The organism is Streptomyces laurentii, assembly GCF_040635425.1.
Taxonomy (GTDB): Bacteria; Actinomycetota; Actinomycetes; order Streptomycetales; family Streptomycetaceae; genus Streptomyces; species Streptomyces laurentii.
This window is the reverse complement of record NZ_JBEYHT010000024.1, coordinates 32,735-58,809: the sequence shown is the minus strand read 5'-3', so window position 1 is coordinate 58,809 and position 26,075 is coordinate 32,735. Positions and strand designations below refer to the sequence as shown.

21 protein-coding genes are annotated in these 26,075 nt (G+C 73.8%); 16 read left to right on the top strand and 5 right to left on the bottom strand.

Annotated elements, in window-relative coordinates; genetic code table 11:
• The first annotated feature begins 38 nt into the window (after positions 1 to 38).
• Positions 39 to 1,559 (top strand): tRNA (N6-isopentenyl adenosine(37)-C2)-methylthiotransferase MiaB, encoded by a 1,521-nt coding sequence (gene miaB / locus ABZ693_RS17360; RefSeq protein WP_359877532.1) that lies wholly within the window; start codon positions 39 to 41, stop codon positions 1,557 to 1,559.
• Positions 1,560 to 1,645: 86 nt separating this feature from the next.
• A complete protein-coding gene (locus ABZ693_RS17355) occupies positions 1,646 to 2,353 on the top strand; it encodes a class III extradiol ring-cleavage dioxygenase family protein (RefSeq protein WP_359877529.1) in 708 nt (235 codons plus the stop codon).
• A gap of 83 nt (positions 2,354 to 2,436) precedes the next feature.
• Here ABZ693_RS17355 and ABZ693_RS17350 read toward each other — a convergent pair whose 3' ends face one another.
• Both ABZ693_RS17350 and ABZ693_RS17345 read right to left on the bottom strand, forming a co-directional pair.
• Complete coding sequence (locus ABZ693_RS17350; protein ID WP_359877526.1) at positions 2,437 to 2,721, bottom strand: antitoxin; 285 nt, start codon at positions 2,719 to 2,721, stop codon at positions 2,437 to 2,439.
• 75 nt (positions 2,722 to 2,796) lie between these two features.
• Complete coding sequence (locus ABZ693_RS17345) at positions 2,797 to 3,231, bottom strand: hypothetical protein (protein ID WP_359877523.1); 435 nt, start codon at positions 3,229 to 3,231, stop codon at positions 2,797 to 2,799.
• Between the two features lie 187 nt (positions 3,232 to 3,418).
• Between ABZ693_RS17345 and miaA the strand changes: the two genes are divergently transcribed.
• From miaA to hflX, 6 genes are all read left to right on the top strand, one after another.
• Positions 3,419 to 4,357 carry a tRNA (adenosine(37)-N6)-dimethylallyltransferase MiaA gene (miaA, locus tag ABZ693_RS17340; protein WP_359877520.1) on the top strand — a complete coding sequence of 313 codons (939 nt, stop codon included), beginning with the start codon at positions 3,419 to 3,421 and terminating at the stop codon, positions 4,355 to 4,357.
• A 107-nt stretch (positions 4,358 to 4,464) separates the two neighbouring features.
• Positions 4,465 to 4,929, top strand: a complete 465-nt coding sequence (locus tag ABZ693_RS17335) for a hypothetical protein (protein ID WP_359877626.1) — start codon at positions 4,465 to 4,467, stop codon at positions 4,927 to 4,929.
• Positions 4,930 to 5,025: 96 nt separating this feature from the next.
• A complete protein-coding gene (gene dapF / locus ABZ693_RS17330) occupies positions 5,026 to 5,904 on the top strand; it encodes a diaminopimelate epimerase (RefSeq protein ID WP_359877517.1) in 879 nt (292 codons plus the stop codon).
• A gap of 209 nt (positions 5,905 to 6,113) precedes the next feature.
• Positions 6,114 to 8,117 carry an HD domain-containing protein gene (locus ABZ693_RS17325; protein ID WP_359877514.1) on the top strand — a complete coding sequence of 668 codons (2,004 nt, stop codon included), beginning with the start codon at positions 6,114 to 6,116 and terminating at the stop codon, positions 8,115 to 8,117.
• A gap of 112 nt (positions 8,118 to 8,229) precedes the next feature.
• Positions 8,230 to 9,879, top strand: a complete 1,650-nt coding sequence (locus ABZ693_RS17320) for a M1 family metallopeptidase (protein WP_359877511.1) — start codon at positions 8,230 to 8,232, stop codon at positions 9,877 to 9,879.
• A 128-nt stretch (positions 9,880 to 10,007) separates the two neighbouring features.
• Positions 10,008 to 11,501, top strand: coding sequence for a GTPase HflX (hflX, locus tag ABZ693_RS17315; protein WP_359877508.1), 1,494 nt, complete (start codon positions 10,008 to 10,010; stop codon positions 11,499 to 11,501).
• A 104-nt stretch (positions 11,502 to 11,605) separates the two neighbouring features.
• Here the strand turns inward: hflX and ABZ693_RS17310 are convergent, their stop codons facing one another.
• Positions 11,606 to 12,274: a CGNR zinc finger domain-containing protein gene (locus tag ABZ693_RS17310; protein WP_359877505.1), complete on the bottom strand. Its 669-nt coding sequence runs from the start codon at positions 12,272 to 12,274 to the stop codon at positions 11,606 to 11,608.
• 104 nt (positions 12,275 to 12,378) lie between these two features.
• On the opposite strand from ABZ693_RS17310, the gene ABZ693_RS17305 reads away from it, so the two are divergent.
• Positions 12,379 to 13,299 (top strand): arginase family protein, encoded by a 921-nt coding sequence (locus tag ABZ693_RS17305; RefSeq protein ID WP_359877503.1) that lies wholly within the window; start codon positions 12,379 to 12,381, stop codon positions 13,297 to 13,299.
• Positions 13,296 to 13,823 (top strand): hypothetical protein, encoded by a 528-nt coding sequence (locus tag ABZ693_RS17300; RefSeq protein WP_359877500.1) that lies wholly within the window; start codon positions 13,296 to 13,298, stop codon positions 13,821 to 13,823. Before ABZ693_RS17305 ends, ABZ693_RS17300 begins: the two co-directional genes overlap by 4 nt.
• A 79-nt stretch (positions 13,824 to 13,902) precedes the next feature.
• On the opposite strand, the gene ABZ693_RS17295 is transcribed toward ABZ693_RS17300, so the two are convergent.
• A complete protein-coding gene (locus tag ABZ693_RS17295) occupies positions 13,903 to 15,081 on the bottom strand; it encodes a trypsin-like serine peptidase (RefSeq protein ID WP_359877497.1) in 1,179 nt (392 codons plus the stop codon).
• 619 nt (positions 15,082 to 15,700) lie between these two features.
• Between ABZ693_RS17295 and ABZ693_RS17290 the strand changes: the two genes are divergently transcribed.
• From ABZ693_RS17290 to ABZ693_RS17270, 5 genes are all read left to right on the top strand, one after another.
• Positions 15,701 to 17,056: a diaminobutyrate--2-oxoglutarate transaminase family protein gene (locus ABZ693_RS17290; protein ID WP_359877623.1), complete on the top strand. Its 1,356-nt coding sequence runs from the start codon at positions 15,701 to 15,703 to the stop codon at positions 17,054 to 17,056.
• A 64-nt stretch (positions 17,057 to 17,120) separates the two neighbouring features.
• A complete protein-coding gene (locus ABZ693_RS17285) occupies positions 17,121 to 19,049 on the top strand; it encodes an IucA/IucC family protein (protein ID WP_359877494.1) in 1,929 nt (642 codons plus the stop codon).
• A 161-nt stretch (positions 19,050 to 19,210) separates the two neighbouring features.
• A complete protein-coding gene (locus ABZ693_RS17280; protein ID WP_359877493.1) occupies positions 19,211 to 19,891 on the top strand; it encodes a GNAT family N-acetyltransferase in 681 nt (226 codons plus the stop codon).
• Positions 19,892 to 20,067: 176 nt separating this feature from the next.
• Positions 20,068 to 21,933, top strand: a complete 1,866-nt coding sequence (locus ABZ693_RS17275) for an IucA/IucC family protein (RefSeq protein ID WP_435842446.1) — start codon at positions 20,068 to 20,070, stop codon at positions 21,931 to 21,933.
• Between the two features lie 61 nt (positions 21,934 to 21,994).
• The gene (locus ABZ693_RS17270) at positions 21,995 to 23,980 is read left to right on the top strand and encodes an ATP-dependent DNA helicase (protein WP_359877491.1); all 1,986 of its coding nucleotides are present in this window, start codon (positions 21,995 to 21,997) and stop codon (positions 23,978 to 23,980) included.
• A 245-nt stretch (positions 23,981 to 24,225) separates the two neighbouring features.
• Here ABZ693_RS17270 and lexA read toward each other — a convergent pair whose 3' ends face one another.
• The gene (gene lexA, locus ABZ693_RS17265; protein WP_359877489.1) at positions 24,226 to 25,017 is read right to left on the bottom strand and encodes a transcriptional repressor LexA; all 792 of its coding nucleotides are present in this window, start codon (positions 25,015 to 25,017) and stop codon (positions 24,226 to 24,228) included.
• A gap of 505 nt (positions 25,018 to 25,522) precedes the next feature.
• Between lexA and nrdR the strand changes: the two genes are divergently transcribed.
• Positions 25,523 to 26,035 (top strand): transcriptional regulator NrdR, encoded by a 513-nt coding sequence (nrdR, locus tag ABZ693_RS17260; RefSeq protein ID WP_359877486.1) that lies wholly within the window; start codon positions 25,523 to 25,525, stop codon positions 26,033 to 26,035.
• Positions 26,036 to 26,075: the final 40 nt, after the last annotated feature.

The window sequence follows — 26,075 nt, the reverse complement described above, 5'->3', positions numbered from 1 at the left end:
CGGACCGGAGCGCGTCCGGCACCGCATACCCTTGTCCCATGACCAGCAGCGACCGGAGCCAGACCGTGGACGTCCAGCGAACCTATGAAGTACGCACCTACGGGTGCCAGATGAACGTCCACGACTCCGAGCGGCTGTCCGGCCTCCTCGAAGAGGCCGGTTACGTGCGCGCCCCCGAGAGCGCCGACGGCGACGCCGACGTCGTGGTCTTCAACACCTGCGCGGTCCGCGAGAACGCCGACAACAAGCTGTACGGCAACCTCGGCCACCTCGCGCCGAAGAAGGCCGCCCGCCCCGGCATGCAGATCGCCGTCGGCGGCTGCCTCGCGCAGAAGGACCGGGACACCATCGTCGCCAGGGCCCCCTGGGTCGACGTGGTCTTCGGCACCCACAACATCGGCAAGCTGCCGGTCCTGCTGGAGCGCGCCCGGGTCCAGGAGGAGGCGCAGGTCGAGATCGCGGAGTCGCTGGAGGCGTTCCCGTCGACGCTGCCGACCCGCCGCGAGTCCGCGTACGCCGCCTGGGTGTCGATCTCCGTCGGCTGCAACAACACCTGCACTTTCTGTATCGTCCCGGCCCTGCGCGGCAAGGAGAAGGACCGCCGCCCCGGCGACATCCTCGCCGAGATCGAGGCCCTGGTCGGCGAGGGCGTCTCCGAGATCACCCTGCTCGGCCAGAACGTCAACGCGTACGGCTCCGACATGGGCGACCGCGAGGCCTTCAGCAAGCTGCTGCGCGCCTGCGGTGACATCGAGGGCCTGGAGCGGGTCCGCTTCACCTCCCCGCACCCGCGCGACTTCACCGACGACGTCATCGCCGCCATGGCCGAGACGCCGAACGTCATGCCGCAGCTCCACATGCCGCTGCAGTCCGGCTCGGACACCGTCCTGAAGGCCATGCGCCGCTCGTACCGCCAGGACCGTTTCCTCGGCATCATCGAGAAGGTCCGCGCCGCGATCCCGCACGCCGCGATCTCCACCGACATCATCGTGGGCTTCCCCGGCGAGACCGAGGAGGACTTCGAGCAGACCATGCACGTGGTGCGCGAGGCCCGCTTCGCGAGCGCGTTCACCTTCCAGTACTCCAAGCGCCCCGGCACCCCGGCCGCCACCATGGAGGACCAGATCCCCAAGGCGGTCGTGCAGGCCCGCTACGAGCGCCTGGTCGCCCTCCAGGAGGAGATCTCCTGGGAGGAGAACAAGAAGCAGGTCGGCCGCGTCCTCGACGTCATGGTCGCGGAGGGCGAGGGCCGCAAGGACGGCGAGACGCACCGCCTCTCCGGCCGCGCCCCCGACAACCGGCTCGTCCACTTCACCAAGCCCGACGAGGACGTACGCCCCGGCGACGTCGTGACCGTCGAGATCACCTACGCCGCCCCGCACCACCTCCTCGCGGAGGGCCCGGTCACCGCCGTGCGCCGCACCCGCGCGGGCGACGCCTGGGAGAAGCGCACCGCCGAGCCCGAGCCGAAGCCGGCCGGCGTGCTCCTCGGCCTGCCGAAGATCGGCGTGCCGGAGCCGCTGCCGGCGGCCGACGCGCCGGCGTGCGGGAGTCACTGACACATCAACGACTCGGCCGCGCCCGGCGGGACACCGGGGGAGCGGCCCTCGGTCTGGCAGCGCCGTCGCGCAGTAGGCTGCGGCACATGCTTGTCGCCGCCGCCGTCTGTCCCTGCCCCCCGCTGCTCGTGCCCGCCGTCGCGGCCGGTGCCGCGGCCGAGCTCGCCGAGGCGCGCACGGCCTGTTCCGACGCGCTCGGCGTGCTCGCCGCCGCCCGTCCCGACCGGCTCGTGGTCGTCGGCCCCGCCGCCGAGGGCGCGCGGGGCGGCTTCCCTGGCGGTTCCGCGGGCTCGTTCGCCGGGTTCGGGGTCGATCTGACTGTACGGCTCGGCAGCGGGCCCGGCGGGGACCGCCCGTTGCCCGCCTCGCTCGCCGTCGCCGCCTGGCTGCTCGATCGTACGGACTGGTCCGGCGCGCCGGTCGAGGGTCTCGGCGTCGCCGAGTCGCTGGAGGCCGCCCGCTGCGCGGAGGCCGGCCGGGAGATCGCGGGGTCGGCGGACCGGGTCGCGCTGCTCGTCCTGGGCGACGGCAGCGCCTGTCGCACGGTGAAGGCGCCCGGCTATCTCGACGAGCGCGCCGAGGCCTTCGACGCCGCCGCGGCCCAGGCCTTGGGGGCGGCCGACACGGCGGCGCTGCTGGCGCTGGACGAGGGTCCGGCGGGCGAGCTGAAGGCGGCCGGACGGGCGCCCTGGCAGGTGCTCGCGGGCGCCGCCGAGGGCGCGGACCTCGCCGGGCGGCTGCTGTACGAGGACGCCCCGTACGGGGTCGGGTACATGGTCGCCGCCTGGAGCTGATCGGGCACACCCTCGGGAAACACCAGCGGCGGACGGCCGTGGAGCGCGCTGCTCCACGGCCGTCCGCCGTCGCGGGGGGAGGGTCAGGCAGCCGGTGGCGGGGGCGGCGGCGGGGTCGGGCCCTCGCCGGTCGAGCGTTCGCCGGCCGAGCCGCTCCCGCCCTGGTGGGCGAGCTTCTCGATGGCCTCCTTGGCCTTCCCGGTGCCGGTCTCGATCTTGTCGCTGTACTTGCCCTTGGTCTTCTCGTCGACCATCTTGGCGGCCTTCTCGAGACCGTGCTCCACCTTGCCCCCGTGCTCCTTGGCCAGGTCGGAGACCTTGTCCTTGGCGGGGCCGAGCTTGGCCTTCAGTGAATCCAGGAGACCCATGAGGTCACCATCCCTCCGCCGGACCCCTGGCGGGTCCGTACCGTTCCGTACCGTGGTGTCTGCCGGCCCGCCGCCCTAGTGACGGGCGCCTTCTCCGGCCTCGCTGTCCACGGCCTGCTCCACCGACTGCTGCCGGGGGATCTCGACCGCCTCGGCCTCGGGCTCGGCCTTCCGCGCGGCTGCCGGTTCAACCACCTCGGCTTCCGCCCGCTCGGCTTCCCCGGCTTCGGCCGGGGCCTCGGTCGCGGCCTTGGCCGCCTCGGTCTCCACGGCTTCCGCCGCGGCCCGCTCGGCCGGTGCGGCGTCGGTCCCGGCTCCTACGGCGGGTTCGGCCTGCCCGACGGGCTCGGTTGCTGCGGTCGGCTCGGTGGTCACCTCGGCCGTCGCCGTCTCGGCCGCATCGGAAGCCTCGGCCGCCTCGACCGTCTCGGCCGCGGCCTCCGTCTCGGTGGCCCCGGCCGACTCGACCGTTCCGGCCGACGCGGCCGTCTCCTTCGCCTCCTCCGTCACAGGCGCCGTTCCGGCGACCTCGACCGGGTCCGAGTTCTTCCTGTTCCTCCTGCGAAACAGTGAGAAAACGCCCATATCTGCTCCTAGCGTACTCAGGTGTGGAATTCCGCAACAGGCAACGAAGTCGGATGGGTGCCGTCACGTAGCTCATTCGGGGACGCGCCGTGACGTTTGCGAGACTGGTGCGGTGAGAAGTGCAGCTCCCGCCCCGCGGGTCATCGCCGTCGTCGGCCCCACTGCGGCCGGAAAGTCCGATCTGGGCGTTTTCCTCGCCCAGCAGCTGGGTGGCGAGGTCGTCAACGCCGACTCCATGCAGCTCTACCGGGGGATGGACATCGGCACCGCCAAACTGACGGTGGAGGAGCGCGGCGGAGTGCCGCATCACCTCCTCGACATCTGGGACGTGACCGAGGCCGCCAGCGTCGCGGAGTACCAGCGGCTGGCGCGCGCCGAGATCGACCGGCTGCTCGCCGCGGGCCGCACTCCCGTCCTGGTCGGCGGTTCCGGGCTGTACGTACGGGGGGCCATCGACGCCCTCGAGTTCCCCGGCACCGACCCCGAGGTCCGGGCCCGGCTGGAGGCCGAGCTGGAGGAGCGCGGCTCCGGGGTGCTGCACGCCCGGCTGGCCGAAGCCGACCCCGAGGCCGCCCGCGCGATCCTGCCCGGCAACGGCCGCCGCATCGTGCGCGCCCTGGAGGTCATCGAGATCACCGGCAAGCCGTTCACGGCGAACCTCCCGGGCCACGAGTCCGTCTACGACACCGTCCAGATCGGCGTCGACGTCGCCCGCCCCGAACTCGACGAGCGCATCGCGACCCGCGTGGACCGCATGTGGGAGGCGGGACTCGTCGACGAGGTCCGCACCCTGGAGGCGCACGGGCTGCGCGAGGGGCGTACGGCGTCGCGCGCGCTCGGCTACCAGCAGGTGCTCGCGGCGCTCGCGGGGGAGCGCACGGAGGACGAAGCGCGCGCCGAGACCGTACGCGCCACCAAACGCTTCGCGCGCCGTCAGGATTCGTGGTTCCGGCGCGACCCGCGGGTTCATTGGCTCAGTGGCGCCATGGCCGACCGGGGGGAACTCCCGGGGCAGGCCCTGACGTTGGTCGAACGAGCGGTTACAGCCTGATCACGTGATGGCATCGGGACGCCATGCCCGTCATTTCAGGGGGTCGAAGCGTGCCATCATCGAGCATCGATCGACCAAGTGGAGTCCGAGTGGGAGGGCGCGTGGCGATGGAGGCCGGCCCTCGTGACACGGAGCAGCAGGCCGCCGTCCGGGGACAAGTCCCCGGTGAGGCGCCCGGGCTGACGCCGGACGGCCCCGACGAGGCCGAGGGCAGCGCCGTCGAGGTCGACGCGGCGGAGGTCGAGGTGGAACTGCGTCCGCAGCGCCGCCTGCGGATCTGGCAGCTCGCCCCGATCGTCGCGCTCGCCGCCGTCGGCTCGCTGATGTTCGCCTTCCCGCTCGCCTTCGGCTCGGGCGACGGGGGCGCCGTCGTCGCCATGCTCGGGCTGCTGATCAGCTCCTGCGCGGCCGGCTGGGGCATGATGGCAGCCCGCCGCGTCGGCTACACCTGGCCGGGCCTGCCCGCCCGCGGATCCGGCCGGCGCCCCGACTGGCGCGTCCTCGCCCTGTACGCGCTGCTGAGCACCGTCCTGGTCGTCCTCGCCGTCTGGCGCGTCGCCCGGCTGCGCTGACCCCGGCGAGAGGCGTCCCGGCGCCTGGCGGCCCGAGGCCCCGGCCCGGCCCCTCGGGCCCGCCGCGCCCGGCCCCGTACCCGTACAGTTGATCCCGTGACCAGCGCGCAGACCTCGCCCCTCCGCTTCCTCAAGGGCCACGGCACCGAGAACGACTTCGTGATCGTCCCCGACGCCGACCACACGATCGACCTGCCTCCCGCCCTTGTCGCCCGGCTGTGCGACCGGCGGGCCGGGATCGGCGGCGACGGCGTGCTGCACGTCGTGCGCAGCGCCGCGCACCCCGAGGCGCGGCACATGGCCGACGAGGCCGAGTGGTTCATGGACTACCGCAACGCGGACGGCTCCGTCGCCGAGATGTGCGGCAACGGCGTACGGGTCTTCGCCCGCTACCTGGAGCACGCCGGGCACGTCACCGCCGGTGAGGTCGCCGTCGCCACCCGCGGCGGCGTCAAGCGCGTCCACCTCGACAAGGACGGCTCCGTCACCGTCCGGATGGGCCGGGCCGTGCTCCCCGAGGACGGGGTCACCGTCACCGTCGACGGCCGCAGCTGGCCCGCCCGCAACGTGAACATGGGCAACCCGCACGCGGTCGCCTTCGTCGACTCCCTCGACCACGCCGGCAACCTGTACGGCGAGCCGCCCTACGAGCCGGCCGGGGTCTACCCCGACGGCGTCAACATCGAGTTCGTCGCCGACCGCGGCCCCCGCCACGTCGCCATGCGCGTACACGAGCGCGGTGCCGCCGAGACCCGCTCGTGCGGCACGGGCGCCTGCGCCGTCGCCGTGGCCACCGCCCGCCGGGACGGCGCCGACCCGGCCGTGTCCGGCGCCCCCGTCACGTACACCGTCGACGTCCTCGGCGGCACGCTCGTCATCACCGAGCACCCCGACGGCGAGATCGAGATGACCGGACCCGCCGTCATCGTCGGCGAGGGCACCGTCGACCCGGCCTGGCTCGCCGACACCCCGTAAGGGTCGCCGGGCGGACGGCCCCTCAGCATGTCCACCCGCACCCCGACCGAAACCGTATGACCCGGAATCATCCCTCGAATGGGTGATCCAGTTCACGCTCGGCGAGAGCGGGACTGCGCCACGTGGTGGGGTCGGTAGCATCAAGCACCGGCCCTGCCGGGCACGCTGCCCGGCCCACCTTGCCGGTCGAAGCCGCCGGAGGTGCCCCCATGAGTGCAGAGGCCGCCCAACCCCTGAGCGAGGCCGGGCCCACCGGTCCCGCCGCTCCCGGCCGCCGCCGCGGCCGCGCGAGGATCGATCTGCGCCGCATCGGCCGCGCCGCACTGCTCGGGGCCACCGCCGGACCCGCCTCGCGCGACCGGCTGCCCGACGCCATCCGGCACGTCGCCGAGGCGCATCGCGCCCACTATCCGGACGCCGATCTGTCCGTGCTGCGCCGCGCGTACGTCCTCGCCGAGTCCTCGCACCGCGGCCAGTTCCGCAAGAGCGGCGAGCCGTACATCACCCACCCGCTCGCGGTCACCCTGATCCTCGCCGCACTCGGCGCCGAGACCACGACGCTGACGGCCTCGCTGCTCCACGACACCGTCGAGGACACCGAGGTGACGCTCGATCAGGTGCGGGAGGAGTTCGGCGACGAGGTCACGTATCTCGTCGACGGCGTCACCAAGCTGGAGAAGGTCGAGTACGGCGCGGCGGCCGAGCCGGAGACCTTCCGTAAGATGCTCGTCGCCACCGGCGACGACGTCCGTGTCATGTCGATCAAACTCGCCGACCGGCTGCACAACATGCGCACCCTCGGCGTGATGCGCCCCGAGAAACAGGCCCGCACCGCCCGGGTCACCCGGGACGTCCTGATCCCGCTCGCCGAACGCCTCGGCGTCCAGGCCCTCAAGACCGAGCTGGAGGACCTGGTCTTCGCGATCCTCCACCCCGAGCAGTACGCGGCCACGCGCGCGCTCATCGCCGCCGACGCCCTCGCCGGGGACACCCTCGGGGCCGTCGCCGAACAGGTCTCCGGGGTGCTGCGCGAGGCCGGCATCGCCGCCGAAGTCCTCGTCCGGCCGCGGCACTTCGTCTCCGTCCACCGGATCCACCTCAAACGCGGCGAACTGCGCGGCAGCGACTTCGGCCGGCTGCTCGTCCTGGTCGCCGAGGACGCCGACTGCTACGCCGTCCTCGGCGAGATGCACACCTGTTTCACGCCGGTGATCTCGGAGTTCAAGGACTTCATCGCCGCCCCCAAGTTCAACCTCTACCAGTCGCTGCACACCGCGATCGCCGCGCCCGACGGCGCCGTCGCCGAAGTCCTCATCCGCACCCACCGGATGCACAAGGTCGCCGAGGCGGGCGTGGTCGCCCTCGGCAACCCGTACGCGACAGTCCCCGAGGGGGCGGGCGGCCCCGAGCAGGCGGCCGAGCCGGCCACGGGGCCCGGCGGTCGGTTCGGGGACGGCGAGCGCGCCGACCCGACCCGGCCCGGCTGGCTGTCCCGGCTCCTCGACTGGCAGCAGTCCGCCCACGACGCCGACACCTTCTGGACCTCGCTGCGCGCCGACCTCGCCCAGGACCAGGAGATCACCGTCTTCCGCACCGACGGCGGCACCCTCGGCCTGCCCGCCGGCGCCACCTGCGTCGACGCCGCGTACGCCATGCACGGCGAGGCCGCCCACGGCTGTCTCGGGGCGCGGGTCAACGGCCGGCTCGCGCCCCTGAGCACCGTGCTCGACGACGGCGACACCGTCCAGCTCCTGCTTGCCCAGGACGCCGCCTCCGGGCCCTCCCCGCAGTGGCTCGACCACGCGCGCACCCCCGCCGCCCGGATCGCCATCACCGGCTGGCTGCGGGCCCACCCCGAGGCGGCGGCGCCCCCGGCGGCCGCGCCCCGCCCGCCGGCCGACGCGGCGAAACGTCCCGCCCCGGACACCACGGCCGGTCACGACGGCGAGAGCGCCGCCTCCGAGGTCACCCTTTGCGTCGAGTCCTTCGGCCGGCCCGGCCTGCTCGCCGACCTCACCGAGGCCATCGCCGCCGAGGGCGCCACCGTGGCCGCCGCCAACGTCGACCCCCCGGACGAGCAGCGCGTCCGGCACACGTACACCCTCCGGCTCCCGGACGCCGCCGGTCTTCCCACGCTGCTGAAGGCGATGCGGGACGTGCCGGGCGTGTACGACGTACGCCGGGCGGGGAACCCGGAGGCGCCGGGACGCTGAGCGCCGCGCGGAGCCGGCCGCCCGGGACCGCGGGCGGCGGCCCGTGGGCCCTTCGGGTGGCCGGTGTGCGCGCCGCCCGGGGGAGCGGCCCGGGCCCTGGTAGCCGTAACGCATGCCGCTCCGCTCCCCGACGCTCCGCACCCGGACGCCCGCTGTCCGGACCTCGTCCCGCGCCCCCGTCCGCGCCCGCCGGCCGCTCGGGCGCGCGGCACGTTCCGCCGTCCTCGTCGCCCTCGCGGCGGGGCTCGTCGCCGCCGCCCCGGCCCCGCCGCTGCCCCCGCCGCTGGGCGTCGGCGACCGGCTCTTCCCGTACCTGGGCAATCCCGGCTACGACGTCCTGACGTACGACATCGCGCTCGCCTACCCCGGCCGCAACGACCGGCCGCTCGCCGGCGTCACCCACATCCGGGCCGTGACCACCGCCGACCTGGAACGCGTCAACCTGGACTTCACCCACGGCACCGTCTCCTCCGTCACCGTCGACGGGCGCCGGGCCGACTTCGTGAGCAGCGACGAGGACCTGGTGATCACCCCGGCCGCACCGCTCGACCGCGGCCGGGTCGTCGACATCACCGTCACCCACACCAGCGACCCCCGCGGCCCGGCCGACTCCGGGGGCTGGGTCCGCACCTCCGACGGTCTCGCCATGGCCAACCAGGCCGACGCCGCCCACCGGGTCTTCCCGTGCAACGACCACCCCTCCGACAAGGCCTTCTTCACCTTCCGGATCACCGCGCCCGACCGACTCACCGTCGTGGCCAACGGGCTGCCCGGCGGCCGTGAACGGCTCGGCGGCCGGACGACGTGGACGTACCGCACCGCCCACCCCATGGCCACCGAACTCGCCCAGGTGTCCATCGGCGACTCCACCGTGCTGCACCGCGCGGGCCCGCACGGGCTGCACGTCCGGGACGTCGTCCGGACCGCCGACCGGGAGCTCCTGGAGCCCTGGCTGAAGGACACCCCCCGGCACGTCGAGTGGATGGAGGGCCTGGTCGGTCCGTACCCCTTCGAGAACTACGGGCTCGTCGTCGCCGACGCCGACACCGGCTTCGAACTGGAGACCCAGACCCTCTCGCTCTTCGAGCGCCGTCTGTTCGCCGAATCCCGCTATCCCGCCTGGTACATCCGGTCCGTGATGGTCCACGAGCTGTCGCACCAGTGGTTCGGCGACAGCGTCTCCCCGCGCGTGTGGTCCGACGTGTGGCTCAACGAGGGCCACGCCACCTGGTACGAGGCGCGATACGCCGAGCAGCACGGCGGGCCGACCCTGGAGGCGCGCATGAAGGCCGCGTACGCCTTCTCCGACCAGTGGCGCGCGGACGGCGGCCCGCCCGCCTTCCCGAAACCGCCGGTGCCCGGCGACAAGATCAGCATCTTCCGGCCCGTCGTCTACGACGGCGCCGCCCTCGCGCTGTACGCCCTGCGCACCGAGATCGGCACCGAGGCCTTCGACCGGCTGGAACGCCGCTGGGTCGCCGAGCACCGGGACGGCACGGCCACCACCGCCGACTTCGAGGCGCTGGCCGCAGAGGTCTCCGGGCGGGACCTGGGCCGCTTCTTCGACGCCTGGCTGTACGGGACGACGACCCCGCCCATGCCCAGGCACCCGGACTGGCACGTCCAGGCCCCGGAACCGGCTCCCGCCGCCGCGAAGGCCGGCCGCGGGGCACGCTCCGTGAGCCCGGTGACGCTCGCCGTACGGGGTTCGGATCACGCGGCGCGGGCAGAAAGACCCGTGCGTGCGGGGAAACCCGGATGACGGGCCGTGCCCGACCGTGCCACCATCTTCTCGTCGGCGGCGCTGCCGGACCCCGGGAATTCTTCCCGGACGTCACGCGTTGTGACTGCTGTAGAGACTTCGATTCGACCTTCGACGTAAAGGATCCAATGACCTCCTCTTCATCCCCTTCCCAGGACAAGCAGAGCTTCGCGGAGACGAGCCGTACCGAGAGCCTTCGGGCCGATGCCCTGATGGAAGAGGACGTCGCCTGGAGCCACGAGATCGACGGAGAGCGGGACGGCGAGCAGTTCGACCGCTCCGAGCGTGCGGCCCTGCGCCGTGTCGCGGGCCTCTCCACCGAGCTCGAGGACGTCACCGAGGTCGAGTACCGGCAGCTGCGCCTGGAGCGCGTGGTGCTGGTCGGCGTCTGGACCTCGGGGACCGTCCAGGACGCGGACAACTCCCTCGCGGAGCTCGCGGCGCTCGCCGAGACGGCGGGTGCCCTCGTGCTCGACGGTGTCATCCAGCGCCGCGACAAGCCGGACCCGGCCACGTTCATCGGTTCGGGCAAGGCGCGGGAGCTGCGGGACATCGTCCTCGAATCCGGCGCCGACACCGTCGTGTGCGACGGTGAGCTCAGCCCCGGCCAGCTGATCGCCCTTGAGGACGTCGTCAAGGTCAAGGTGGTCGACCGGACCGCCCTGATCCTCGACATCTTCGCCCAGCATGCCAAGTCCCGTGAGGGCAAGGCCCAGGTCGCGCTCGCGCAGATGCAGTACATGCTGCCGCGACTGCGCGGCTGGGGTCAGTCGCTCTCCCGGCAGATGGGTGGCGGCGGCGGTGGCGGCATGGCCACCCGTGGTCCCGGTGAGACCAAGATCGAGACGGACCGGCGACGGATCCGCGAGAAGATGGCGAAGATGCGCCGTGAGATCGCGGAGATGAAGACCGGCCGTGATGTGAAGCGGCAGGAGCGGCGCCGCAACAAGGTGCCGTCGGTCGCCATCGCCGGATACACCAACGCCGGCAAGTCGTCCCTGCTCAACCGCCTCACGGGCGCGGGCGTGCTGGTGGAGAACGCGCTGTTCGCCACCCTCGACCCGACCGTCCGGCGGGCCGAGACGCCCACCGGCCGGGCCTACACCCTGGCGGACACCGTCGGCTTCGTCCGGCACCTGCCCCACCACCTGGTCGAGGCGTTCCGCTCCACGATGGAGGAGGTCGCCGACGCCGACCTGATCCTGCACGTGGTGGACGGTTCGCACCCGGCCCCGGAGGAGCAGCTCGCGGCCGTACGCGAGGTGTTCCGCGAGGTCGGCGCGGTGAACGTGCCGGAGATCGTCATCGTCAACAAGGCGGACGCGGCCGACCCGCTGGTGCTCCAGCGGCTGCTGCGGACCGAGAAGCACTCCCTCGCCGTCTCCGCCCGCTCGGGCGAGGGCATCGAGGAGCTGCTCGCCCGGATCGACGCCGAACTGCCCCGGCCGCAGGTCGAGATCGAGGTCCTCGTGCCGTACACGCACGGTGGTCTCGTCTCGCGGGCACACGTCGAGGGCGAGGTGATCTCCGAGGAGCACACCCCGGAGGGCACCCTGCTCAAGGCGCGGGTCCACGAGGAACTGGCGGCGCTCTTCGCCCCGTACGTGCCCGCCGCGCACTGATCCGACCCGCTCGGACCAGGTCTTCTCGAAGGCGCCGGTCGTCTCCCCTCCGGGGGAGGCGACCGGCGCCTTCGTCGTTCGGCGCGCGCGTGCCTGCCGCGGAGTCACGTGCCGGTGGGCGACGCCGCGGGATCCCGCGGGTCCTCGGGCCGCTGCTTGCGCCGGTAGTGGGTCCGGCCCTTGGCGGAGTTCCCGCAGGTGGCCATGGAACACCAGCGGCGGCGGCCGCCCCGGGAGCTGTCGAGGAACACCCAGCCGCAGCGGCCGCCGGGGCAGACCCGCACGCGGTCCGCCGGCCAGGACCGCAGCAGTTCGAGCGCCTCCAGGGCGAGGACGTGGGCGGGGTAGTCGAGCCCGGAGGCATCGAGGCCGATGTCCAGCCGCGGGATGTTCCCGTCCAGGACGAGCCGGGAGCGGGCGACGGCCTGCTTCCACTGCTTCTCGACCCGGCCGACCGCCACCGCGGGGGCAGGGGTGTCGTCGTGGACCAGCGCCGTGACGAGCGCGTGCAGCGCCTCGCGCAGTTCGCGGACCCGGTCCAGGGCCCGCGCCTCCGTACCGGGATCGGCCCCGGCCGTCGCGACCAGCTCCGTGAGCGCGGCGGGGGAGAACCGGCCGGTCAGGGCGGCCCACTCCAGCAGACGCGGATAGCCGTCGAGCCAGTCGGCCGGTTCCGCGTTCCGGGCCGTGACCGTGTTCACCAGATCGAGGACGACATGCCCGCCGACCAGGTCGCGCGGCCTGAAGGTGTGGGCCTGGGGGACCGCCGTCATGGACGCCCGCCTTTCGTGCTGGTGCGCCGCTTGCTCTTGCGCCCCTTATTCCAACCGATGTACTCATGTTATCCAGTTGGAATTCCTTGATCGAAAGGACGGTCATGCCCCCTGCCGTCGATATCGTCGCGGCCCCCTGGAACCTCGGCCTGCGCCCGCTCGCACCAGGACACGAGCCCGGCACCTGGCGCGCCCCGAGCGCCCTGCTGTCGGCGGGCCTGGAGGCCCGGCTGCGGCCGGCCCGGGTGGTGGAACTCGACCGTCCGCCGTACGCGTTCGACCCGCAGCCGGCGACCCGGATCCGCAACGGGGTGACCCTGCGCGCGTACACGCTGCGGCTCGCCGACGAGGTCCGGACCACGCTGGCCGCCGGCCGCTTCCCGCTCGTTCTCGGCGGTGACTGCAGCATCCTGCTGGGCTGTCTGCTCGGGGCCCGCCGTGACGGCCGCTGCGGCCTGGTGCACCTCGACGGCCACAGCGACTTCCGGCATCCCGGGAACCACGACGCCGACGCCTCGCTCGGCTCGGCGGCCGGCATGGACCTGGCGCTGGCCACCGGCCGCGGCGAGCTGCTGCTCACCCACTGGCCGGAGGTGGGCCGGCCGCTGGTGGCCGACCGGGACGTGGTCCAGATCGGCGACCGGGAGGGCGGCGAGGGAGGGGAGCTGCCCCCGGGCTTCCGGCTCACGGCCGGGGAGATCGCCCACGCCGAGGCCGACGACGTGGCCGATCGGGTGATCCGGCGGCTGGAGCGGCGTGGGCTCGACCGGGTCTGGCTTCACCTCGACTTCGACGTCCTCGACGAACGCGTCCTGCCCGCGGTCGACTCCCCGGGGAGCCCCGGCCTGGACTTCCCCCGGCTCACCCGGCTGGTCTCGGCCCTGGTCGGCACCGGTCGGATCATCGGACTCGACGCCGCCATCTACGACCCCGAGCTCGACCCCGACGGCACGTACGCCGCTCCCCTCGCCGACTGCCTCGCCTCGGCCCTCGCCCCGCTCACGACCGTGGAGGTCTCCCCGTGAGGACGCTGCTCGCCGACGGCCCCGACGAGCGCAACGCGGCCGCGCTGGCGGACTTCGGACGCCTGGCCGGGCTCTGGACGACCCTGATCACGTACCACCCCGCCGACGGCTCGCCGGTCCACTCCGTCAGCGGCGAATGGGAGTTCGGCTACGCCCTGGAAGGCCGGGCGGTCCTGGACGTCTGGCGGTGGCCCGGCCGCGCGGACCTCCCCACCACAGGGCGCGCGCCGGACCAGGAGTGCGGTCTGTGCGTCCGGATCTGGGACCCGGGCCTCCAGCTGTGGCGGTTCACCTTCCACGGCACCGCCCACGGCGACGTGGTGCAGATGTACGCCCGCCGGATCGGCGACGAGATCGTCATGGAACGCGCCGTCGGCGGCGACCTCGTCCGCTGGACCTTCGGCGCCGTCACCGACGACACCTTCCACTGGCGCAACGAGCGCTCGTCCGACGGCGGAAGGACCTGGCGGCTCGACCAGGAGGTCGACGCCCGCCGCGCGCCGGCGGAGCCCGACCAGGAGTGAGCCCACGACCCGTACGTATACGAACGGCGCGGGCGGGACTCCGAGGAGCCCCGCCCGCGCCGTCGTCAGGCCGCCCGGGTCAGCGGTTGGCGTACTTCGCGCTCATCTTGTCGTACAGCGTCTTGGCCTCGGGGCCGAGCCGCGGACCGGCCAGCCAGCCCGCCGTCACCGGACCGATGGAGGTGTTCGACACCAGCGCCGGCTTGCCGTCCTGGCCCGCGGCCACCCAGCCGCCACCGGACGAACCACCGGTCATGGAGCAGCCGATGCGGTACATCGTCGGCTGGTCGGTCTCCACCGACAGCCGGCCCGGCTTGTCCGCGCACTGGAACATCTTCTGCCCGTCGAAGGGCTTGCCCGCCGGGTAGCCGGTCGCCGTCATGCTCGCGATCTTCGGCACGGCCGGGGCGTTGAACTCCACCGGGAGCGCCGAGCCGACCGTCTCCTCCAGGGACTTGCCCGTGGAGCCCTTCTCCGGCGTCACGTGAAGCACCGCGAAGTCGTACGGGGCGCCCTGGCCGCCGGTCTGGCCGCCGCCGGCGATCCACTGGTCCGAGGTCTGCGCCCAGTCACTCCACCACACGCCGTACGGGGCGATCTCCTGGCGGGTCGCCTGCTCCAGCGCCGCGGTCGACTTGCCCGCGTTGTTGTACGACGGGACGAAGGCGATGTTGCGGTACCAGCCGCCCTTCTTGCCCGCGTGCACGCAGTGGCCGGCCGTCCAGACCATGTTCGACTTGCCGGGGTGCGCCGGGTCCTGCACCACGGTCGCCGAGCAGACCATCGAGCCCTCGGGGCCGTCGAAGAAGACCTTGCCGGAGGCGGCCGCCGTCTCGTGGTAGGGAGCCGCGACCGGCTTCGCCCGCACCACGACCGGGGTCGGGTCCGTCACGCCCTTGTCACCGGAGATGTCCTCGGGGTCGACCGGCTTGTCCGGGCGCTCGGCGTCGCGCATCCGGTCCGGGTCCCACAGGTCCTCGATGATCGGGTTGACGAAGTCCTTCGCCTCACGCAGCCACTTGTCCCGGTCCCAGTTCTTCCACTCACCCCCGCGCCACTTGTCCATGTCGATCCCGTGATCCTTCAGACGCTGCTTCAGATCGTCCGGAATCGTGATCTTGCCGTTCGCGGTCGGGTCCGCGGCGGCGGTGGGCTTGTCACCCCCCGTGCCTTCCTCGGCCGGGCCGCAGGCCGTCGCCGTCAGCGTCAACGCCGCGACGGCGGATGCCGCGACCAGCAGCGGACGAATCGATCGCATCTCGTGATCCCCCTGGGACTACGTCAACTTGCATATGTGTGAACAGCGGCGGCGCGAAGGCCGCGCCGCGCGAAGCCCCCACTATGCCGGTGCGGGTGGGGACGGCACGACCCAGGTCCGCGGTTCCGCCCCTTACCGGCTGTTGCCGTGCTGTTGCGGGGTTGTGATCCACCGTGCGCCGGCCCGCGCCGAGGAACTCGGCCGCCGACCGTGATCCGGGGCGCTCCGCGTCGTTGGTACGGACGGGGGACACGACGGCGGCTTCCGGGCCGCCATCGAGCCCGTCCCCGTACACCGAGTGAGCCGAAGGGCCCGCCGGGGGAAGGGCGCCGGGCGCGCCGCCTTCGAGGACGCGGAGGCGGCGTGAGCGGCGTCGCGAGCCCACCGCGCGGCCGCCCGGAGGCGTCCGAATCGTCACGCTGGAGGACACCGAGCCGTGGCCGTCACCGAACCAGCTCCGGCCGTCGTACCCGCCGCACCCGTCGCGCGGACCTGCGGAGAGCGCCGCGAAGCCCCCGGCGAGGACCGCCCCGCGGACCCCCGCGAGGAGCATCCCGACCACCGCGCCGATCCGTCACGGGAGGGCGGGCGCCCGACCGGTGCCGGGGCCGGCGAGGGCATCCTGCGCCGCCAGGCCCAGCGCGAGTCCGCCGCCCGTACATACGCGCGTTCGCTGCCCATCGTCCCCGTCCGGGCCCGGGGTCTGACCATCGAGGGCGCCGACGGCCGCCGCTACCTCGACTGCCTGTCCGGCGCCGGCACCCTGGCGCTCGGGCACAACCACCCCGTCGTCCTCGAAGCCATCCGCAAGGTCCTCGACTCGGGCGCGCCCCTGCACGTCCTGGACCTCGCCACCCCGGTCAAGGACGCCTTCACGACGGAGCTGTTCGCCACCCTCCCCGGCGAACTCGCCGCCGACGCCCGCATCCAGTTCTGCGGTCCGGCGGGCACCGACGCCGTCGAGGCGGCCCTCAAACTCGTCCGTACCGCCACCGGCCGGCACGACGTGCTGTCCTTCACCGGCGCGTACCACGGGATGACGGCGGGCGCCCTCGACGTGTCCGGCGGCGCCACCGGCGTCCGCGCCACCGCCCGGCTGCCCTATCCGTACGACTACCGCTGCCCCTTCGGCGTCGGCGGCGAGCGCGGTGCCGAACTCGCCGCCCGCTGGACCGAGCACGTCCTCGACGACCCCAAGAGCGGCGTGCCGGCCCCCGCCGGGATGATCCTCGAACCGGTCCAGGGCGAGGGCGGCGTCATCCCCGCCCCCGACGGCTGGCTGCGCCGCATGCGCGCGCTCACCCGGGACCGCTCCATCCCGCTGATCGCCGACGAGGTCCAGACCGGCGTCGGCCGCACCGGCGCCTTCTGGGCCGTCGAACACAGCGGGGTCGTCCCCGACGTGATGGTCCTGTCCAAGGCCATCGGCGGCTCCCTCCCGCTTGCCGTCGTCGTCTACCGGTCCGCGCTCGACGCCTGGGAACCCGGCGCCCACGCGGGTACGTTCCGGGGCAACCAGCTCGCCATGGCCGCGGGCGCCGCCACCCTCGCGTTCGTACGGGAGAACGGGCTCGCCGAGCGCGCCGGCCTCCTTGGCGCCCGGATGCTCGCCCGGCTCCAGGGCCTCGCCGCCGCCCACCCCTGCGTCGGCGACGTCCGCGGCCGCGGCCTGATGATCGGCGTCGAACTCGTCGACCCCGAGGGCACCGGACCCGGCGACCACGTGCCGCCCCCCGACCCCGAACTCGCCGCGGCCGTCCGGCGCGCCTGCCTCGGCCGCGGTCTCATCGTCGAACTCGGCGGCCGGCACAACGCCGTCGTCCGGCTGCTGCCCCCGCTCACCCTCACCGACGAGCAGGCGGCCGCTGTCCTCGACCGCTTCGCCGACGCGCTGGCCGCCGCCGAGAAGGCCCGCCGCGAGCGCCCCGCCACTGCCGCCCCGGCGCACCTCCCCGCCGCGCGGCCGCCCCACTGACACCCCGCCGTACCCCGGACCGATGCCCCCCACCCGGCCCATTCCCCTCTCAAGGAAGCACCCCGTGAACCCGACCCCCACCGCCGCCGCCACCGTCACCCCCGTCCCGTTCGAGGCGGCCGACGACCGCGGCGGCACGGTGACCGCCGAGCCGACGGTGCCGCGCCAGTACCTGACCGGCCACCCCGTCCCGTACGAGCGGCTCGCCGGCACCGAGGGCACCGCCCTCGCCGCCGAGGTGTACGCGGCGGACGGCCCGGTCGCCGCCCCGTCGCACGACCCGCTGGACGACCCGGACCCGGTCCGGGCCGCCGACGCGGCCGCCGCCGAGAACCTGCTGCGCTGCTGGGTACGGGAGAACGACCTGCCCGCACCCGACGGCGGCACCCTGCGCGTCCCCCTCGCCGCCAGCGGCGCCACCCTGCGCGTCCCCGTCCACCACTGGTCGCCCACCGGCTGGCACCGCTTCGGCACCCCCGCCCTCGACGGGCTCCCGGCCGGCGCCCCGGCCCTCGACGCCGTCACCCTCGCGGCCCTGCTCAGCCGCGAGACCGGCCGCCCCGAGGGCACCGAACTCGTCGGCCGGGTCGCCGACTCCGCCCGCCGGACGGCCGAGTTCCTCACCGCCCGCCGCCGCGACCCGGGCCCCCGCCCCGAGGCCGACCTCTTCCTGACCGCCGAACAGTCCCTGCTGCTCGGCCACCCCCTGCACCCCACCCCGAAGAGCCGCGAGGGCCTGTCCGAGTCCGAGGCCCGCAGCTACTCGCCCGAGACGCACGGCTCCTTCCCGCTCCACTGGATGGCCGTCGACCCCCGCGTCCTCGCCACCGACTCGGCCTGGACGGAACACGGCCGGGCCGTCCCCGCCGCCCGGCTCACCGCCGGACTCGCCGAGGGCCTCCCCCTGCCCGACGGCACCGCCGCCCTGCCCCTCCACCCCTGGCAGGCCCGCGAGCTGCGCGAGCGCCCCGCCGTGGCCGCCCTGCTCGCCGCCGGACTGCTGCACGACCTCGGCCCGTACGGGGAGCACTGGCACCCCACCTCTTCCGTCCGCACCGTGCACCGCCCCGGCGCCCCGGCCATGCTCAAGCTCTCCCTCGGCGTCCGGATCACCAACTCCCGCCGCGAGAACCTGCGCAAGGAACTCCACCGCGGCGTCGAGGTGCACCGGCTGCTGCGCACCGGCCTCGCCGACCAGTGGCAGGCCGCCCACCCACGCTTCGACATCGTCCGCGACCCGGCCTGGCTGGCCGTCGACACCCCCGACGGCGAACCCGTCCCCGGACTCGACGTCATGATCCGGCACAACCCCTTCGCCCTCGGCGACGACGCCGTCTGCATCGCCGCCCTCACCGCCCCGCGCCCCTGGCCCGGCGACCCCCGGATGCGGTCGCGGCTGGAGGTCCTGGTGCACGGGCTCGCCGCCCGGACCGGCCGCGGCGTCCCGGCCGTCGCCGCCGAGTGGTTCCTGCGCTACCTCGACCTGGTGATCCGCCCGCTGCTCTGGCTCGACGGCCAGGCCGGCATCGCGCTGGAGGCCCACCAGCAGAACACCCTGGTCCTCCTCGACCCCGAGGGCTGGCCCACCGGCGGCCGCTACCGCGACAACCAGGGCTACTACTTCCGCGAGTCGCGCCGCGAGGAGCTGAGCCGCCGGCTGCCCGGCATCGGCGGCGTCAGCGACACCTTCGTCTCCGACGAGGTCACCGACGAGCGCTTCGCCTACTACGTCGGCATCAACAACGTCCTCGGCCTCATCGGCGCCTTCGGTTCCCAGCGCCTCGCCGACGAGCGCGTGCTGCTCGCCGCGCTGCGCCGCTTCCTCGCCGGTGCCACCGGCCTCGGCTCGCCGCTGCCGCGGCGGCTCCTGGAGGCGCGGACGCTGCGCTGCAAGGCCAACCTCCTCACCCGGCTGCACGGCCTGGACGAACTGGTCGGTCCGGTCGACACCCAGTCCGTCTACGTCGGGATCGCCAACCCGCTGCACCTCTGACCCGCCCGGGCGCGGGACCCGCCGGGGCCCGCGCCCCGGCCGGTCCCGCGGCACCGACCCCGTACCCGATCCGCCGCACCCGCATTGCGTACCGCATCCGCCGACTTCAGCGCTTCCACCGATTCCACCGACTTCACCGACGTCACCGAGAGGAGGGCCCCGTGCCTCCCCGCGCAGCGCAGCCCGGCACCGCGCACCCGTCCGGCGTCGGCCCGTGCCCCGGCCCCGCCACGGATCCCCGCCCGCCGGGGCAGCGTCGGACCGGGTCCGGCGACTTGCTCGACGACCTCGCGGGCTGGGCGCCGGTCGCCACCCCGGCCGGCGGCTTCCGGCTGGTCCCCGTGCGCCCGCACCGCGACCTGCCCCTGATCACCCGCTGGATGAACGATCCCGCCGTGGCCGCCTTCTGGGAGCTCGAAGGCCCGGCCGACGTCACCGCCGCCCACGTCGGCGCCCAACTCGCCGGCGACGGACGCAGCGTGCCCTGCCTCGGCGTCCTCGACGGCACCCCCATGAGCTACTTCGAGATCTACCGCGCCGATCTCGACCCGCTCGCCCGCCACTACCCGGCGCGGCCCCACGACACCGGCGTCCACCTGCTCATCGGAGGCGGCACCGACCGGGGCCGCGGCCTGGGCACCACGCTGCTGCGGGCCGTCGCCGACCTCGTGCTCGACCACCGGCCCCGGTGCACCCGGGTCCTCGCCGAACCCGACCTGCGCAACGCCCCGTCCGTCGCCGCCTTCCTCGGCGCCGGATTCCTGCTCGACGCGGAGGTCGACCTGCCCGGCAAACGGGCCGCGCTGATGGTCCGCGAACGTGCCCTGCGCCACCTCCTCTGACCGCCCTTCCCCCACCTCGCCCCGGCTCCGGCCGGGGCCCTTCCGCCTCAGGCCCCCGTCCGTCGTCCGTCCCGCCCCGGCCGCGTCACCGCTCACCACCCGCCCCACCCCACCTGCCTCTCCGTCCCACCGCCCCCGACCGCCCACCCACGGCGGTCCCACCCCGAGGAGTCCCCGTGTCGACGTCCCCTGCACCCCTCGACTCCACACCCCCCACACCCCCCGCCCGGGCGACCCTGTTCTGTCCCCCCGAACTCACCGCCGAGCGCTGGGATCGGGTATCCGCCCGGCTGCTCGCGAAGGCCCTCGCCGAGTTCGCGTACGAGGAGGTCGTCGTCCCGAGACCCGTCGAGGACGCGGCCCACGGCGCCGCCCCGGCGGAACCCGGCGGCGCACCGCGCGCCGCCGCCCCGGCCCCGTACACCGTCACCCTCGACGACGGCGCCACCCTCGCCTTCACCGCCCGCCGCGGCGCGTACCGAGGCTGGCGGATCGACCCCGGCTCGCTCACCCTCGACGGCCGGCCCGCCACCGACCCGCTCGACTTCCTCGTCCGCGCCCGCCGTCTCCTCGGCCTCGACGGCGCCACCCTCGGCCACCTCATCCGCGAGCTCACCACCACCCTCGCCGCCGACGCCCGGCTCGACCACACCGCCCTGCCCGCCGCCCGGCTCGCCGAGCTGAGCTACGCGGAGCTCGAAGGCCATCAGACCGGTCACCCGTGGCTCGTCCTCAACAAGGGCCGGGTCGGCTTCGCCGGCACCGACGCCGCGCGCTGGGCCCCCGAGGCCCGCCGCCCCACGCCCCTCCCGTGGATCGCCGTCTCCACCCGCATCGCCTCCTACCGGGGCGTGACCGGCCTCGCCACCCCCGGCCGCCTCTACGCGCGCGAACTCGGCCCCGAGGTCCGCGAGCGCTTCCGCGCCGTGCTGCGCGACCGCGGCCTCGACCCGGACGGCTACCTCGTGCTCCCCGTCCACCCCTGGCAGTGGGACGAGATCCTGCTGCCGCTGTACGCCCCCGCGATCGCCTCCGGCGCCCTCGTCCCGCTCCCCACCGACGGCGACCTGCGCCTGCCGCAGCAGTCCGTCCGTACCTTCCTCAACCTCAGCCACCCCGACCGGCACACCGTCAAGCTGCCGCTCTCCGTCCTCAACACCCTGGTCTGGCGCGGCCTTCCGACCGAACGCACCCTCGCCGCGCCGGCGCTCACCGCCTGGGTCCAGGGCTTGCGCGACGGCGATACCTTCCTGCGCGACGAGTGCCGGATGATCCTGCTCGGCGAGGTCGCGTCCGTCACGGTCCGGCATCCGCTGTACGACCGGCTGCCCGAGGTCCCGTACCAGTACAAGGAACTCCTCGGCGCGATCTGGCGCGAACCGCTGCGGCTGCCCCCGGACGAACGCGCCCGTACGCTCGCCGCGCTGCTGCACACCGACCCGGCAGGCCGCGCCTTCGTCGCCGAACTCGTCGAACGCTCGGGCCTCGCGCCCCGCGCCTGGCTCCGCCGGCTCTTCGGCGCGCTGCTGCCGCCGCTGCTGCACTTCCTCTACCGGTACGGCACGGTCTTCTCCCCGCACGGCGAGAACGCGATCGTGGTCTACGACGACCAGGACGTGCCCGTCCGGCTGGCGATCAAGGACTTCGTGGACGACGTGAACGTCAGCGCCGTACCCCTGCCCGAACACGCCACGATGCCGGACGACGTACGCGGGGTGCTGCTCACGGAGGAGCCGGACTTCCTCACCCAGTTCATCCATTCGGGTCTGTTCATCGGCGTGTTCCGCTACCTGGCCCCGCTGTACGAGGAGCAACTCGGCGTCCCCGAACGCGATTTCTGGGCCCTGCTGCGGGCCGAGATCCTGCGCCACCAGGCCCGCTTCCCGGAGCTGAAGGAACGGTTCGAGCTCTTCGATCTCCTCACCCCGCGGATCGACCGGCTCTGCCTCAACCGCAACCGGCTGCACCTCGACGGCTACCGCGACCGGCCCGAGCGGCCGCACGCCGCCGTCCACGGGACCGTCCCGAATCCGCTGGCGTGACCTGCGGAACGGACCGGGAACGGCCCCGGCTGTCAGTGCCGCCCCGTAGGCTGGAAGGGCTATGACGAAGCCATCCCTCCCCGATCTCCTCCACGCCGCCGTCGCCGCCGTCGGCGGTGTGGAGCGCCCCGGCCAGGTCACCATGGCCGAGTCCGTGGCCGAGGCCATCGACGACGGTTCGCACCTGCTCGTCCAGGCCGGCACCGGTACCGGTAAATCCCTCGGCTATCTCGTTCCGGCGCTGGCGCACGGGGAGCGGGTGGTGGTCGCCACGGCGACGCTGGCGCTCCAGCGCCAGCTCGTCGAGCGCGACCTGCCGCGCACGGTCGACGCGCTGCACCCGCAGCTGCGCCGCCGTCCCGAGTTCGCCATGCTCAAGGGCCGGTCGAACTACCTCTGCCTGCACCGGCTCCACGAGGGCGTGCCGCAGGACGAGGAGGACGGCCTCTTCGACCCGTTCGAGGCGGCCGCCCCCACCAGCAAGCTCGGCCAGGACCTGCTGCGGCTGCGCGACTGGTCCGACGAGACCGAGACCGGCGACCGGGACGATCTCACGCCGGGCGTCTCCGACCGGGCCTGGTCGCAGGTGTCGGTGGCCTCGCGCGAGTGCCTGGGCGCGAGCAAGTGCGCGTACGGGGCGGAGTGCTTTGCCGAGGCGGCCCGGGAGCGGGCCAAGCTCGCCGAGGTCGTCGTCACCAACCACGCGCTGCTCGCGATCGACGCCATCGAGGGCGCCCCGGTGCTGCCGCAGCACGAGGTCCTGATCGTCGACGAGGCCCACGAGCTGGTCTCCCGGGTGACCGGCGTCGCCACCGGCGAGCTCACCCCGGGGCAGGTCAACCGGGCCGTGCGGCGGGCGGCGAAGCTGGTCGACGAGAAGGCCGCCGACCAGCTCCAGACCGCCGCCGAAGGCTTCGAGAAGCTGATGGAGCTGGCCCTGCCGGGCCGCCTGGAGGAGATCCCCGAGGACCTCGGCTACGCGCTGATGGCGCTGCGGGACGCCGCGCGGACCGTGATCACCGCCCTCGGCACCACCCGCGACCGCTCCGTCCAGGACGAGGACGCGGTGCGCAAGCAGGCCATGGCCTCCGTCGAGACCGTGCACGGGGTGGCCGAGCGGATCACCCAGGGCTCGGAGTACGACGTCGTCTGGTACGAGCGCCACGACCGCTTCGGCGCCTCGCTGCGGGTCGCCCCGCTGAACGTCTCGGGGCTGCTGCGGGACAAGCTCTTCACCGACCGCGCGGTGGTCCTGACCTCGGCCACGCTCAAGCTGGGCGGGGACTTCAACGGGGTGGGCGCCTCGCTCGGCCTCGCCCCGGAGGGCACGCGGGGCGACGACCTGCCCGTGTGGAAGGGCATCGACGTCGGTTCACCCTTCGACTACCCCCGGCAGGGCATCCTCTACGTCGCCAAGCACCTGAACCGGCCCGCCCGGGACGGCGAGCGCGGCGACATGCTCGACGAGCTGACCGAGCTGATGCAGGCCGCCGGGGGCCGGACGCTCGGTCTGTTCTCCTCGATGCGGGCCGCCCAGCAGGCGGCCGAGGAGCTGCGCACCCGGATCCCCGAGCTGCCGATCCTGCTCCAGGGCGAGGACACCCTCGGCGAGCTGATCAAGAACTTCTCGGCCGATCCGAAGACCTGCCTCTTCGGCACGCTCTCCCTCTGGCAGGGCGTCGACGTGCCCGGCGCGAGCTGCCAGTTGGTCGTCATGGACAAGATCCCGTTCCCGAGGCCGGACGACCCGCTGATGAGCGCCCGGCAGAAGGCCGTCGAGGACGCCGGGGGCAACGGCTTCATGGCGGTGGCCGCCACGCACGCGGCGCTCCTGATGGCTCAGGGCGCCGGCCGGCTGGTCCGGGCGACGGGGGACCGCGGTGTGGTCGCGGTGCTCGACCCGCGGCTCGCCACCGCGCGCTACGGCAGCTATCTGAAGGCCTCGCTGCCGGACTTCTGGTACACGACGGACCGCAACCAGGTGCGGAAGTCCCTGGCCGCCATCGACGCGGCGGCGCAGGCGACGGCCGCGGACGCGCAGAGGTAGAGGCGGACGCCTGGACGCGGACGCCTGCGGGCGTCAGGCCCCGTACCCGCGGACAGCGGGCGGCGGGGCCTGTGCGGCGCGCCCTGACGGCGTGCGGAGGGGCCTCGTACGCGTACATCCGGCCCTGATGCCGGAAAGCCGCCCGTGGGCCCGGAGACACGCCCCTGGCCCACCCGGGCACACAACAGGACCCCGGAACCGGCGCAGTGGGTCCCGGGGCCCTGGTCCAGGGCCGACGAGGTGGGTCACACCCGTCGCAGCACGGCGACGACCTTGCCGAGGATGGTGGCCTCGTCGCCGGGGATCGGCTGGTACGCCGCGTTGTGCGGCAGCAGCCAGACGTGGCCGTCCTCGCGCTTGAAGCGCTTCACCGTGGCCTCGCCGTCGAGCATGGCGGCGACGATGTCGCCGTTCTCCGCGACGGGCTGGCGGCGTACCGTGACCCAGTCGCCGTCGCAGATGGCGGCCTCGATCATGGAGTCGCCGACGACCTTGAGGACGAACAGCTCGCCGTCTCCGACCAGCTGCCGGGGGAGCGGGAAGACGTCCTCGACGGACTCCTCGGCCAGGATGGGCCCGCCGGCCGCGATCCGGCCGACCAGGGGCACGTAGGACGCGGCGGGCTTGCCGGTGGTGTCCGTGGGCTGCGTGCTCGGCTGGTCCGAGCCGCGGACCTCGTACGCCCGGGGCCGGTGCGGGTCGCGCCGGAGGAAGCCCTTGCGCTCCAGGGCCATGAGCTGGTGCGCCACGGAGGAGGTGCTGGAGAGGCCGACGGCTTGGCCGATCTCGCGCATCGACGGCGGGTAGCCCCGGCGTTGCACCGAGTCGCGGATGACCTCGATCACCCGGCGCTGGCGATCGGTGAGGCCGGAACTGTCGGCCCTGATCCCGGGAGGTCGTCCGGGAAGCGAGCGCGTGGGCCGCCCCGCTTCCCCCTCCCCGTTCATGACGGAGTCGTTCATCGCGTGTACCGGTTCGAATCGGCCCTGGGAGCGGTCCTGGGCAGTGATGGTGGCACTGTCAGCGGTGGTGGTCACGTCGGCGGCCCCTCTCGAATGGTCTCCCTGGCTGGCACAACGGTAGTAGCTTTCGAAAGGTTGCGCCAAACACACGTTCGAGTGAAAATTCGCCTTTCGTCTTACGCGTGCCTGTGGGTGGGTGTATGCGCGGATCGGGCGCGGCCACCCCAAAACGGTCATTACGGTAGCCTTCGCGGGCGGGCGACGCGGGTGTGGGGGAGGTCTCCCTGACGCCTCCGAGACGCCTCCGAGACGCTGTCGCGCCGCCGTGCCGGGTGACCCCGGCGTCCGCGCCACCGGGCCCTTCCCGTACCTTTGTGGGCGGCCGCGCAGGTGACACGCGCAGAGGCCGAAATCGCGGACCGACCCAAGATCTAGTGGTTGGATTGCATCAGCCACCCACAAGTAGTGGTCCTTGGTCCGTCGAGGGTCGCCACATCACCTATGCTGGTGGTCGCTTCGAGGGGCTCTTGACGGCCCCGGTGAAGCTGTTCAGTCGTGCCATGAGGGAGGGTCGGAACCAATGCACTGCCCCTTCTGCAGGCACCCCGACAGCCGTGTCGTCGACAGTCGCACCACCGACGACGGGACGTCGATCCGACGCCGCCGCCAGTGCCCCGACTGCTCCCGTCGTTTCACGACGGTGGAGACGTGTTCGCTCATGGTGGTGAAGCGGTCCGGGGTCACGGAACCCTTCAGTCGCACCAAGGTCATCTCCGGCGTGCGCAAGGCATGCCAGGGGCGGCCCGTCACCGAGGACGCCCTCGCCAAGCTCGGCCAGCGGGTCGAGGAGGCGGTGCGCGCCACCGGAAGCGCCGAACTGACCACCCACGACGTGGGTCTGGCCATCCTCGGCCCGCTGCAGGAACTCGACCTCGTCGCGTACCTGCGGTTCGCGTCCGTCTACAAGGCGTTCGACAGCCTCGAAGACTTCGAGGCCGCCATCGTGGAACTCCGCGAGCGGCCTCCCGCCGGCGGCGGGACCGGAGCGACCCCTGGGGTCCCGGTTCCCGTGCCCGCCCCCGCCACCGACTGACCGGTGGCGGGACCGGACCGTCGTCGGTCCGGTGACCGGC